Annotated in this window: 14 protein-coding genes; 6 read left to right on the top strand and 8 right to left on the bottom strand. The window is 43.7% G+C overall.

Annotated elements, in window-relative coordinates:
* Positions 1-74 precede the first annotated feature (74 nt).
* From DPF93_RS01475 to DPF93_RS01465, 3 genes are read right to left on the bottom strand one after another with little or no spacing between them, the layout of a single operon-like run.
* Positions 75-734, bottom strand: a complete 660-nt coding sequence (locus DPF93_RS01475; protein ID WP_114764439.1) for a DUF2987 domain-containing protein — start codon at positions 732-734, stop codon at positions 75-77.
* Positions 734-1561: a glucosaminidase domain-containing protein gene (locus DPF93_RS01470; protein WP_114764438.1), complete on the bottom strand. Its 828-nt coding sequence runs from the start codon at positions 1559-1561 to the stop codon at positions 734-736. The genes DPF93_RS01475 and DPF93_RS01470 overlap by 1 nt, the downstream gene beginning before the upstream one ends.
* Positions 1554-2351 carry a DUF2189 domain-containing protein gene (locus DPF93_RS01465; RefSeq protein ID WP_114764437.1) on the bottom strand — a complete coding sequence of 266 codons (798 nt, stop codon included), beginning with the start codon at positions 2349-2351 and terminating at the stop codon, positions 1554-1556. The genes DPF93_RS01470 and DPF93_RS01465 overlap by 8 nt, the downstream gene beginning before the upstream one ends.
* Before the next feature lie 430 nt (positions 2352-2781).
* Here DPF93_RS01465 and potA point away from each other — a divergent pair, with 430 nt between their 5' ends.
* From potA to DPF93_RS01440, 5 genes are all read left to right on the top strand, one after another.
* Positions 2782-3912 (top strand): spermidine/putrescine ABC transporter ATP-binding protein PotA, encoded by a 1131-nt coding sequence (gene potA / locus DPF93_RS01460; RefSeq protein WP_114764558.1) that lies wholly within the window; start codon positions 2782-2784, stop codon positions 3910-3912.
* Positions 3896-4753 (top strand): spermidine/putrescine ABC transporter permease PotB, encoded by an 858-nt coding sequence (gene potB / locus DPF93_RS01455; protein WP_208638748.1) that lies wholly within the window; start codon positions 3896-3898, stop codon positions 4751-4753. Before potA ends, potB begins: the two co-directional genes overlap by 17 nt.
* The gene (gene potC, locus DPF93_RS01450; protein ID WP_075647941.1) at positions 4753-5523 is read left to right on the top strand and encodes a spermidine/putrescine ABC transporter permease PotC; all 771 of its coding nucleotides are present in this window, start codon (positions 4753-4755) and stop codon (positions 5521-5523) included. Before potB ends, potC begins: the two co-directional genes overlap by 1 nt.
* A gap of 105 nt (positions 5524-5628) precedes the next feature.
* Positions 5629-6663, top strand: coding sequence for an extracellular solute-binding protein (locus DPF93_RS01445; protein ID WP_114764435.1), 1035 nt, complete (start codon positions 5629-5631; stop codon positions 6661-6663).
* Between the two features lie 184 nt (positions 6664-6847).
* On the top strand, positions 6848-7882 hold the full coding sequence (locus DPF93_RS01440) for an extracellular solute-binding protein (RefSeq protein WP_114764434.1): 1035 nt from the start codon (positions 6848-6850) through the stop codon (positions 7880-7882).
* A gap of 54 nt (positions 7883-7936) precedes the next feature.
* Here the strand turns inward: DPF93_RS01440 and cobB are convergent, their stop codons facing one another.
* The gene (gene cobB / locus DPF93_RS01435; protein WP_114764433.1) at positions 7937-8668 is read right to left on the bottom strand and encodes a Sir2 family NAD+-dependent deacetylase; all 732 of its coding nucleotides are present in this window, start codon (positions 8666-8668) and stop codon (positions 7937-7939) included.
* Between the two features lie 120 nt (positions 8669-8788).
* On the opposite strand from cobB, the gene DPF93_RS01430 reads away from it, so the two are divergent.
* Complete coding sequence (locus tag DPF93_RS01430) at positions 8789-8968, top strand: hypothetical protein (RefSeq protein WP_114764432.1); 180 nt, start codon at positions 8789-8791, stop codon at positions 8966-8968.
* A 69-nt stretch (positions 8969-9037) separates the two neighbouring features.
* Here DPF93_RS01430 and DPF93_RS01425 read toward each other — a convergent pair whose 3' ends face one another.
* From DPF93_RS01425 to fdh3B, 4 genes are all read right to left on the bottom strand, one after another.
* A complete protein-coding gene (locus DPF93_RS01425) occupies positions 9038-10258 on the bottom strand; it encodes an ammonium transporter (RefSeq protein ID WP_114764431.1) in 1221 nt (406 codons plus the stop codon).
* Positions 10259-10578: 320 nt separating this feature from the next.
* Entirely contained in the window at positions 10579-10995 is a 417-nt protein-coding gene (locus DPF93_RS01420) for a hypothetical protein (RefSeq protein ID WP_114764430.1), read from the bottom strand.
* Positions 10979-12028, bottom strand: coding sequence for a formate dehydrogenase subunit gamma (locus DPF93_RS01415; RefSeq protein ID WP_075647935.1), 1050 nt, complete (start codon positions 12026-12028; stop codon positions 10979-10981). Before DPF93_RS01415 ends, DPF93_RS01420 begins: the two co-directional genes overlap by 17 nt.
* 15 nt (positions 12029-12043) lie before the next feature.
* Complete coding sequence (fdh3B, locus tag DPF93_RS01410) at positions 12044-12652, bottom strand: formate dehydrogenase FDH3 subunit beta (RefSeq protein WP_075647934.1); 609 nt, start codon at positions 12650-12652, stop codon at positions 12044-12046.
* Positions 12653-12661 lie beyond the last annotated feature (9 nt).

Genomic DNA, 12661 nt, shown 5'->3' with positions numbered 1-12661 from the left:
TGCAGTGCGCAACGCATTAACAAAGAAAAGGTCGCTTGAGCGACCTTTTTTACATTTGCTTATTATAACTGGCGTTATTTCGCTTTAGGCAAATACGGCAGTACTCGCGCTGTAGGCTCTGGCAGCATCATTGAACCGCCCTCACCAATTTCATTTAACGCGATTTGTACTTTGCCATTAACGATTGGCTTAGATGTACCGTTGGAGAAAGTTACTTTAGAATTTAGCTCGTTGGCAAACTCTAGCGTGACACCTTCAACATCTGGCGTAAACCAGCTCGCAAACATACCGCCGAGTTCGACTAGAATCGCCTGCATTTGAGGCAGTAACGTCTTCACTTGGTCGTAGTTCACTTGACCTGAAAATGGCTCTTTGGTCATCACAACCATTGAGAAATCGCAGCGCATATCCTGCGGCGTATCGACAAACACTAAAGGATTAGCAGACTTTAAGTTGTCATCAAGTGGTACCATAACCTCTTGATAATCCGATATCTTAAGCTCTTCGTAATGTTCTTCTTTTTCCATCCAAGCTTTCTCGATATTGCAGAGCTTCTTGGTATCGGCGTTAACAAAGAAGAAGCCAACTTTCACATCATCATGCCCTTCATTGGCATTCTTTTTCATATGCGAATAGAGCTTGGAATAAGTGAACATGTATTCTTGAGCTTGGCTAGGTAAAGCAACAGCGCCTAAAAGCGCTGTTGTTAAAAGTGTGAGCGTAACTTTTTTCATCAATTCGTTTGATCGTTATAATTTGTCCAGAACTTGTCATTATGTCTGATCATCGCCTGTAAGTCCTTGACGTACGCCTCACCTCGCTCAGAATACTTGAGTAATCCATTGGTTAGCGCGATTGCTGCTTGCGTATCAATCAGGCTTTGCTCACTGTTTTGACGATCAAATCGAATCGCTCTCAAATCAAAGTAAGCCTTGTTTCGGTTTACATTCATAAAGTAGCGATGAATGGATTCTTGTACCGAATCAAACTTAGCGACTTCATGAAAAGAACCTTGGTTACGCTGTAACGGAACAAGACCGCAACCTTCCGTGTAACACCATTGCCCAAAGTAGTTATTGCCTTTAGTTGCAAATCTCGAAGTGCCCCACGCTGATTCATTCGCAGCTTGAGTCATAACTAACGCTTCAGGTAACACGTTAACACGGTGCAGCATTTTATCTAACCATGCTTCTGTTACACCCTCCGTCGTAAGTTCAACGTCATAAAGTTTACCCAAACGCTTCGCATAGCTTGTGTCTTCACTCGTTAGCTTATTAGCGTGAAAGTTATTCTCAATGCGAACAAGACGAGCACGCTCTTTTTGTACTCGTTGATTCTCTAACTCAACCCCGGGTCTTAAATAGTCAAAAAATGCCTTCTTCTTGAGGTTCACATCCTCAAAGCTGGCAAAATCAGGCGCAGCGCCGACCGCCTGTCCAATAAAGACAATATTGTTAGTTGAAGACTGTTCTTCGTCTTTTGGTTGAAATTCAAAGCGGTACCAACCAAAAACAGCCACTACGAGAGTGGCTGCTAGGGCGAAAAAGTTACTCTTACGCATTAAACACCTGCGGGTTATGGTCATCGTCATCTTTTGATTTTTCCGACGCGACAATTTTTAGCTTAATACCGAACATATTTCGGTAAATAATGCCTTTTACATGGAAAAAGAATGGTAGAACAAAAATCAGTCCTAGCCCGTAGAACATCGCCCCGGCGATAAACATCAACATAACCATGATGTAGATACCCGACAGAACGAAAATTTTCTTGTTAACTGCACGAAGTGACAACAGCAGAGACTGCATCGGCGGCACTTGCTTTTCACAAATCAACAAAATTGAATTACTAAACGCCAGAGAAAGATACATCGACAGGAACGGCAACAGCATACCTGCAACGCCCTGCAACATCAGGCTAAACAAGGTCGCTAAAATAACCGGGATTGTGTATTGCAACCCTTTACCAATATGACGCGGCTTTGTAGTTAACCCAGCCGAGTGACTCATAGCCATTAAACAGATACCGGCATAAATCGGCGCACTGATCACTTCATAGCTGAAATTCGCTATATATATAGCTTGTACGATAGACGGATTAAAGGCTTCTGGGTCAGTAATCGCGTCGAAAATCATCGACGGGTCGCCAAGCTGAAGCTTAAGCGCAATATAGAACACCCCTACTTGGACAAACATCAAGATGATGATTGCCGGTGAGAAAGAGAGGAAGTTTTTGACCGTTTGCGACCAAGCTTCTCTAAACACATCCCCTGCTTTTAACTCATAGTTACCGGAAATCGCACGTTCGATGCTTCCGCCTAGGTTAAAGTCTTTTTCAATATCATTACTCATTATACAGTCCGGCTTGGTTTACTTTGATCGCTATTTCTTCGTTACATTAAAAGTACCGTGAATGACACTCACTAAGCAATCTTAACGCTGTAAGTAAAAATTGCGACATTGCGCATTATACTGAAAGCCCCGCAACACTCACACGGAAACTACATCACACTCTTGCTTTCTTGTTTATTTGGCTGATAATTAACCAACATAGTTAACAATCATCAAATGGTTACGGTAAAACAAGCGATTTCTTCTACACGCTTAGAAACTTGCAAGTCCCTTAAAAACAGTATGGTAAAGAATGTTTAGTTTTACCTGCGAAAAATTTTCTATGATGAAGAAAGAAAATGCTTTGAATTCACACTATTGGTGATTATCATGCGCGCCTCTATTTGTGTAACTGCGGGTCATTTCCAATTTTGAGCTAAGAATGACCAATGTGGGAGAAAAACAGACGTTGAATAAACAAACAGCAGAGCAACCAGTTATCCGTTTAACTGGGATTAGTAAGAGTTTCGATGGCAAGGAAATCATCGGTAATCTTAACCTTGATGTTAACCACGGTGAATTTTTAACAATTCTAGGTCCATCAGGTTGTGGTAAAACCACCGTTCTTAGGATGATTGCAGGTTTTGAAACCGCAGATAATGGTAGCATTATCCTTGACGGTCAAAACGTCACTCAGGTTCCTGCTGAGCAGCGCCATGTAAATACTGTATTCCAAAGTTACGCCCTATTCCCTCATATGACCGTGTTTGAAAACGTGGCATTTGGTCTGCGTATGCAGAAAGTAGCTGAAGCTGAGATTGAACCTCGCGTAATGGAAGCACTACGTATGGTTCGCCTTGAGAAAATGGCACAGCGTAAGCCGCACCAACTGTCAGGCGGTCAACAACAGCGTATCGCGATTGCGCGTGCCGTTGTTAACAAACCTAAAGTTCTACTATTAGACGAATCTCTGTCTGCTCTTGATTACAAGCTGCGTAAGCAGATGCAAATCGAGCTGAAACAGCTACAGCGTCAACTGGGTATTACCTTTATCTTCGTTACTCACGACCAAGAAGAAGCCCTTTCAATGTCTGACCGTATCATCGTTATGCGTGAAGGTGTGATTGAGCAAGATGGTTCACCACGTGAGATCTACGAAGAGCCGAAAAACCTGTTTGTTGCTCGCTTTATCGGCGAAATCAACGTATTCAACACGACAATGCTAGAGCGTCTAGACGAGAAGCGCATCCGTGCGTCAATCGAAGGTGTTGAATCAGTGGTTTACTACGATCAAGAAGCCAACCCAGGCGATAAACTTCAAGTACTACTTCGCCCTGAAGACTTACGCATCGAAGAGATCAAAGAGTCTGAACAACGCGGAATTGTAGGTCACGTTGTAGAACGTACTTACAAGGGTATGACTCTTGATTCAGTTATCGAACTTGAATCAGGCATGCGCGTAATGGTAAGTGAGTTCTTCAACGAAGACGATCCAGATGTGGATCACTCTCTTGGCCAAAAGGTTGCTATTACTTGGGTTGAAAGCTGGGAGGTTGTACTAAATGATGAGCAAGAAGTTTAATCTTCAGAACGCTATCATCGCTCTGATTGTCGGTTGGCTAACGCTATTTGTGTTAGTACCAAACCTGATGATCATCGGTACCAGCTTTCTGACACGCGACGAAGCAAACCTTATCGAAATGACCTTCACTTTCGATAACTACCTGCGCTTGATGGATCCGCTATACGCAAAAGTGCTGATGCACTCTTTCTACATGGCGATCGTGGCGACGGTTCTGTGTTTGATTATCGGTTACCCATTTGCTTACATCGTAGCGAAAATGCCCGAAAAATGGCGTCCGTTCATGCTGTTTCTAGTGATTGTTCCTTTCTGGACCAACTCACTAATCCGTACTTACGGTCTAAAGATTGTTTTAGGTACACAAGGCATTTTGAACAAATCGCTTATGGCGATGGAAATCATCGATAAGCCTTTGCGCCTTATGTACACCGAAACAGCGGTTATGATTGGCTTAGTATACATTCTGCTGCCATTTATGATTCTTCCGCTTTACAGCGCGATTGAGAAGCTTGACGGTACGTACATTGAAGCGGCGAAAGATCTTGGTGCGAACAAATTCCAAACGTTCACTAAAGTTATCCTGCCGCTAACTATGCCTGGCATCATTGGTGGCTGTTTATTAGTACTACTTCCAGCGCTTGGTATGTTCTACATTTCTGACCTTCTGGGCGGAGCGAAGAACCTACTGATTGGTAACGTGATTAAGAGCCAAGTATTGAACGCACGTGACTGGCCATTTGGTGCGGCAACCAGTATTGCCCTCACCTTTGCGATGGCTGTGATGCTTTATGCCTACTACAGAGCAGGTAAACTATTGAACAAGAAAGTGGAGCTAGACTAATGGGACGCACAGTTAGATTTAGCTTTATGACGCTAGTGTACGCGTTTCTATATCTTCCTATCATCGTTTTGATCGTTAACTCATTTAACGACAACCGCTTTGGTATGAAATGGGGTGGCTTCACCACCAAATGGTACGAAACGCTGATCAACAACGACAGCTTAATGCAAGCTGCGTGGCACTCATTGAACGTTGCAGTGTTTTCAGCAACAGCTGCTACACTTATTGGTAGCTTGACCGCTGTTGCCCTATTCCGTTACTCGTTTAAGGGTAAAGGTCTAGTAAACGGTATGCTTTTCGTAGTTATGATGTCACCAGATATCGTAATGGCGATTTCGCTACTGGCACTGTTCCTTGTAATGGGTGCACAGCTTGGATTTCTCACTCTTTTGGTAGCACATATTACATTCTGTCTACCTTTTGTAGTGGTATCTGTTTACAGCCGTTTGAATGGTTTCGATGTGAAAATGTTGGAAGCGGCAAAAGACCTAGGTGCAAGCGAATGGGTGATCCTAAAGCAGATCATTCTTCCTCTGGCTAAGCCAGCAGTTGCAGCAGGTTGGTTGCTAAGCTTTACGTTGTCACTGGATGACGTAATCATCAGTTCATTTGTAACTGGTCCAACTTACGAAATTTTGCCATTGAAGATTTACTCAATGGTTAAAGTGGGCATCTCACCTGAAGTAAATGCCCTAGCGACAGTCATGTTGATTATTTCTTTAGCTCTTGTTGTAACTTCACAGTTGCTTGCAAGAGAGAAAGTGAAGTAGAATCGCGGACTTTTCACGAAACAGAATGGTTATACCATTCTGTTTTTCTATAAATCGCTCAGTTATTTATGTTCTGAGCAACGTTTGGTTTGGAGACTAACGTCGATGAAAAAATGGGCTACTCTATTAGCTGGTAGTGCATGTGCGCTTTCTCTGTTCTCTGGTGCAGTGGCAGCGGACGAAAACAAAGAATTGGTATTTATGAACTGGGGTCCTTACATTAACAGTAACATCCTAGAGCAATTTACCGAAGAAACAGGCATTAAAGTAATTTACTCAACTTATGAGTCGAATGAAACTTTGTATGCAAAGCTAAAGACTCATAACCAAGGTTACGATCTAGTAGTTCCTTCAACGTACTTCGTTGCGAAGATGCGTGATGAAGGCATGCTACAAAAAATTGATAAGTCAAAACTGACTAACTTCAAAAATCTAGATCCTAACTACCTAGACAAGCCTTTTGATCCGAAGAACGACTACTCTATTCCACACGTAGTTGCGATCACAGGTCTAGCGGTTAACACTGACATGTACGATCCAAACGACTTCCAAAGCTGGGCTGACCTATGGAAACCTGAGCTTGAAGGTCAAGTAATGCTAATGGACGATACTCGTGAAGTATTCCATATTGCACTACGCAAACTAGGTTACTCTGGTAACTCTACGGATCCAAAACAAATCGACGAAGCGTACGCTGAGCTACAAAAGCTAATGCCAAACGTTCTACTATTTAACTCTGACAACCCAGGTGCTCCATACATGTCTGGCGAAGTTGGTGTTGGTATGCTTTGGAACGGTTCTGCAGCAGCTGCGCAAAAAGAAGGTCTACCTCTTAAACTTGTATTCCCTAAAGAAGGCGGTATCGGTTGGGTAGATAACTTTGCAATCTCTTCTGGTGCGAAAAACGTAGAAGCGGCTCACAAGATGATCGACTTCCTACTACGCCCTGAAATCGCAGAGCAAATTTCTGGGGACACTGGTTACCTAACTGCTGTTAAAGCGTCTAACGACAAATTCCAAGATGTGGCTCCACTATTCCCATCTCAAGAAGACCTAGACCGCGTTGAATGGCAAGACTCTGTTGGTGATCTAACCGTTAAATACGAAGATTACTTCCTAAAGCTTAAAGCAGGTCAATAATCCGCTTAATAGCATTGAAAAAAGGCAGCATTCGCTGCCTTTTTTATTTTCGGGCTGATATAATTGCGCGCTGCTAGATTGTTCACAATCTAGTAATAATCACTTTTATACTTTTATATGCTGACTCAGAGAATATTATCAGGATTGGTAATGTGCTGAATTGGTGAGATAAAACGGAAATATAATGAAAAGTAAATTCTATGCAGGCGCATTATGCGCAGCTGGCTTATTCGCGTCTTCAGCGATGGCTGCTGATCAAGAACTGTATTTCTACAACTGGTCGGAATACATCCCTAACGAAGTTCTTGAAGACTTTACAAAAGAAACTGGTATCAAAGTAATCTACTCAACGTACGAATCTAATGAGAGCATGTACGCGAAGTTGAAAACTCAAGGTACTGGTTACGACTTGGTAGTACCGTCTACTTACTTTGTATCTAAGATGCGCAAAGAAGGCATGCTCCAACAAATTGATAAGTCGAAATTGTCACACTTTGCCGATCTAGATCCAAACTACCTAAACAAGCCTTTTGATCCAAACAACAACTACTCTATCCCATACATTTGGGGTGCGACAGGTATTGGTATCAACTCGGAAATGCTGCCTAAAGACACTGTGAAAAACTGGTCTGATTTTTGGGATAGCAAGTGGGCTGGTCAGCTAATGCTAATGGATGATTCTCGCGAAGTATTCCACATTGCGCTGTCTAAACTAGGTTACTCACCTAACACGACAAACCCAGAAGAAATCGAAGCTGCTTATGAAGAGCTGAAAAAACTAATGCCAAACGTATTAGTCTTCAACTCAGATTTCCCAGCGAACCCATACCTAGCAGGTGAAGTATCACTTGGTATGCTATGGAACGGTTCTGCGTACATGGCTCGCCAAGAAGGTGCTCAAATCGACATCATCTGGCCAGAGAAAGGCGCAATTTTCTGGATGGATAGCTTATCAATCCCGGCGGGCGCGAAAAACGTAGAAGCGGCTCACGAGATGATCGACTTCCTACTACGCCCTGAGAACGCAGCTAAGATTGCACTAGAGATTGGTTACCCTACACCAGTGAAAACGGCTCTAGAGCTGCTACCGAAAGAATTTGCTAACGATCCAAATATCTTCCCACCACAAGAGATTATGGACAGCGGCGAATGGCAAGATGAAGTTGGTGAAGCAAGCGTGCTTTACGACGAATACTTCCAAAAGCTAAAAGTACGATAATTTATCTTACTTACTAGAATTGAAAAGCGGCTACCCAAGGGTAGCCGCTTTAGGTTAAGCAGATTTAGCCTTTTTTACCGCTAAGATCTCATCGACCAGTTTTGGCACTTCCACACTCGCCTTGCCGTAGCGTTTTTCTTTAAACTCACTTTCTACCGCGCTTGGCTCTAAATTGATTTCAATCGTGTGCGCTCCATGCATACGCGCATCATGGACAAATCCCGCTGCTGGATAGACAACGCCAGAAGTACCGATAGAGACAAACAAATCTGCTTTTTCAATCGCTGCATAAATATCACCCATACGCAGTGGCATTTCACCAAACCAAACAATATGCGGGCGCATTTGTGCGGGCATTTGGCAGCAATGGCAAAGTTCACCGGTTTGAATATCTTCGGTATGCTCTATCACTTGATTGGATTCACTACAACGCGCTTTAAGAAGTTCACCGTGCATGTGAATAACGTTTTCACTTCCGCCTCGCTCATGCAAATTATCAATGTTTTGAGTGATAATCGTGACCGTACCATCAAGCTCTTGCTCCAAGCGTCCTAACGCATTGTGAGCAGCATTCGGTTGGATAGAGTCTCCTTGCAGTTTACGACGACGTTGGTTGTAAAAATCTTGCACAAGATCAGGATCACGAGCAAAGCCTTCCGGTGTGGCAACATCTTCTATACGGTGATTTTCCCACAAACCATCTTGGGTTCGAAATGTCTGGATCCCCGACTCTGCCGAGATACCTGCACCTGTAAGTACTACAATATTTCTATAAGGGAATTCCATAACCTGTCCTTGTCATTCTTTTACTCAAGCTTAACACCGAAAGAATAACAACAGTAGTAATATGGATTAGACCATGGTCGTAATGATGGTCACGAGAATGAAAAATTGAGAGGAAAAGCAATGCTGAGATTGCCTCTAGTTGTTGTATTACTAACTACACTGGCAGGCTACCAACTAACGCGTGTTGAAGGTGAAATCGATGACGTGGAAGTGAAAGTGAGCACCAAAGATGGCGGCAGTAAAAACAACGAAGACTATAAATTTTGCCCTCCGGGACAAGCGAAAAAAGGCAATTGCTAGTCATCAGTCTTAATAAAAGCGGCTAGTGCCGCTTTTAATCGAACGCTTGATTAGCCAATCTACCTTAACTTAGTCGTCATTGGTCGAAGAAATACGGTGAATGGTTAAATCTGCGCCGTTGTATTCTTCTTCTTCAGAGAGCCTTAATCCCATCATAGCGTTAATTGCCCCGTACACAATCAAGGCGCCAATCAGCGCAACAGAAATACCAAGCAGAGTTCCCATAACCTGCACAGTAAGACTTACTCCACCGAGTCCACCTAACGCAGACTGACCAAAAATACCTGCCGCAATTCCGCCCCAAGCTCCGCAAACGCCATGCAATGGCCAAACGCCCAGTACATCATCAATTTTGGTTTTGTTTTGTAGATAGGTAAATAGATAAACAAACAGCACGCCAGCAATTGCACCGGTAATCAAAGCGCCAATTGGGTGCATTAAATCAGAGCCTGCGCAGATAGCGACAAGCCCAGCTAATGGTCCGTTATGGATAAAGCCCGGGTCATTTTTACCTGCAATAAGTGAGGCGACAATGCCTCCGACCATTGCCATCAATGAGTTCATCGCGACTAAGCCACTGATACCGTTTAGGCTTTGCGCTGACATCACGTTAAATCCAAACCAGCCGATACATAAAATCCATGCACCGAGCGCAAGAAATGGGATGTTTGACGGCACAAAGTTAGTGTGTTTTCCCGCGCGGATACGCCCTTTACGCATGCCTAAGAAAATCACCGCAACCAGTGCTATCCAGCCACCTACGCCATGTACTACAACTGAACCTGCAAAATCATGAAATCCCGCGCCAAACTGCGCTTCAAACCATGCTTGAACGCCAAAATTACCATTCCAGATCATGCCTTCAAATAACGGGTAAACAAGACCTACGGTAAAGAATGTCGCGATTAAGATTGGGTAGAAACGTGCGCGCTCAGCAATACCACCCGAAACAATAGCAGGTATCGCAGCGGCAAAAGTGAGTAGGAAGAAAAACTTCACTAATTCATAGCCATTACCTTGCGATAGCGTCTCGGCATCAGCAAAGAAGTTGGCGCCATAAGCAACCCAATAACCAATAAAGAAATATGCGAGGGCTGAAATACCGAAATCAGCAAGAATCTTAACCAAAGCGTTTACTTGGTTCTTTTGGCGCACCGTTCCTACTTCAAGAAACGCAAAACCCGCATGCATCAAAAAAACCATAATGGCGCCTAGTAATAAGAAAAGCGTATCAGAGCTTTGAGTTAGCGTTTGTACAGCTCCATGTACCTGACTAGCAGTTACACTCATGATTCATTGTCTCCGTGTGTTGTAGCGCACTTATCCTGTGCATCTAGTCGTTTATTTCACCATTATGGTGAATTCAATAATTAAGCGACTAACACAGCAAAGAGTGTTCCAAAATTAAGTCTTTTATCAGATTTATTGTAAGTAACTGAATTTATGAAATATATCTGTAAACTTTCCAGTTAGGTGAAATACCTGAACTACTATTGATTGCACTAGCATGGGGAATTTGCACTGCGCTGATGCACGTCGAGCATGCAGTACAGTTTGTGCATGATGATAAATGACGGGATCAAAAAAGGTCTCCGAAGAGACCTTTTAAATTATAGGTTTGGACCTGTTGAAGGTCGGTGCGGTTTATTTGCTTTAAGCTGTTGCATGCCTTGGAACATACGAACAAACCACACAAGGATTGCTAAAATCGCAAACACGCCACCAATTACTGGGATTGAGTAAGCGATTTTATCCAGCAGTGTATTGTGGAACCAGTAACGTTCGATACCCTCTAATACACCATTGGTCGTTGCTACCGTTACGATAAGCACGACAAAGAAAGTTAAGTACAAGAAAAATGTACGAATCAACCCGTAGTAATGCGAGTTAATTACTTCACCATCTTCACCTTTATCTAAGCGATAACCTGCGTAGATAATCGCAAGCACGCCAGAAATAAGGAACGTGAAAGGCGTAAAGCAGCTTAGGATGTACGCAACCCAAATACCATTATGAGGTTTGTTCATCAGCTTTTACTCCTTTTTGCACTGTTTCGCTCGGCTCAGCCTCGCCCATCGCTTCTTTTGCTTTAACTTCTTCATACCACAAGTCGTGGTGTTCTTTTGCCCAAGTCTCGTCAACTTCACCAGTTACCATACCTTCAAGTGCACCTTCCATACCGAATAGACCGATATAGATGTGGAAAATGAAACCACAGATCAGGATCAGTGCAGAGAACATGTGCACTAAGTTAGAGATTTCCATGTCGCGACGTGTTTGACCAAAGATTGGGAAGTCAAGGATCAAGCCACTTACCGCAGCGATAGCACCAAAACCGATTAGCAACCAATAAATCGCTTTTTCACCACCGTTAGAGAAACCTGCAGAAGGATGCGTACCCTTGTGCTTACCAACCATACCACCCATTTTCATAAACCAACGAACGTCAGTCATGTTAGGGATAGACTTGCGCCACCACTTCAGCAGAACAAAAGTAAGTAAAACAAAGAACAATGGACCTACGTAGTTGTGGTATTGCTTGGCTAGCATGATCACAAAACCCCAGAACTCACTTGGAACATAAGGCTTTAAGAAGTGCTTACCATAAACCAGCATCAGACCACTGAACGCAAGCGTCAGGAATGTAAACGCCATGCTCCAGTGCAACGCGCGGTCCCAGCGAGACCAACGCTTCATCTTCTTACCGGTACGTGGTTTGCTCAGCATTAGCGGGCCAACAAATACGTACGCCATGATAACCATCGCGATACTACCGAAGATCGCTACTGCACCAGCCGGAGACATCCATTTCTCTTTTAGTACAAACCAAGTCTCGCCTGGTGTACTAATAAGAACACCGTGCTCTGGGAACTTAGACGTTGTATAGCCAGACTCACCTTCACGTACTTCTTTCCAGAATTGTGTACCAGCAAGCTGCGCCATCTCTTTCTGTGCAGTTGGCACTGACTCTTGCGCTGCCGCTGGCAGTGAAAGAGCCATTGCCAGTGCTGCCAAAAATGGCAGCACTGCAAGAGAGAGACGTTTAAACAGATGTGTCATATCTCTCTCCAAACCTTAGCTTTTTGTTGCGTCGAAAGACAGATCTTCACCATTTGTCCAACCCGCGTTTTCAGCACCACGCTGAACCACACGTTGACGGAAGATGTCTGATACTTTCTCTGCATCACCAGCTAGTAGTGCTTTAGTTGAACATAGAGAAGCACACATAGGTAGTTTACCTTCTGCAATACGGTTAGCACCGTACTTCTCACGCTCTTCTACTGAGCCTGGTTCAGTGTTCGGACCACCTGCACAGAATGTACATTTGTCCATCTTACCGCGCTCACCAAACGAAGCTTGTTTAGGGAACTGAGGCGCACCGAACGGACACGCAAATAGACAGTAACCACAACCGATACATAGATCTTTGTTGTGTAGAACGATGCCATCTTCAGTGTGCTCGAAACAGTCTGCAGGACAAACCGCCATACAAGGCGCGTCTGTACAGTGCATACAAGCAACTGAGATTGAGTTTTCACCTGGTTCGCCATCGTTAAGTGTTACTACGCGGCGGCGTTGAATACCCCACTCTAGCGCGTCGTCGTTTTCGTTTTTACATGCAGTCACACAGCCGTTACATTCGATACAGCGTTTGGTGTCACATAGGAATTTCATTCGTGCCATTTCTTGACT

The sequence above is a fragment of the Vibrio rhodolitus genome (genome assembly GCF_003350325.1).
GTDB classification, from domain to species: domain Bacteria; phylum Pseudomonadota; class Gammaproteobacteria; order Enterobacterales; family Vibrionaceae; genus Vibrio; species Vibrio rhodolitus.
This window is presented reverse-complemented; position numbering and strand designations above follow the sequence as displayed.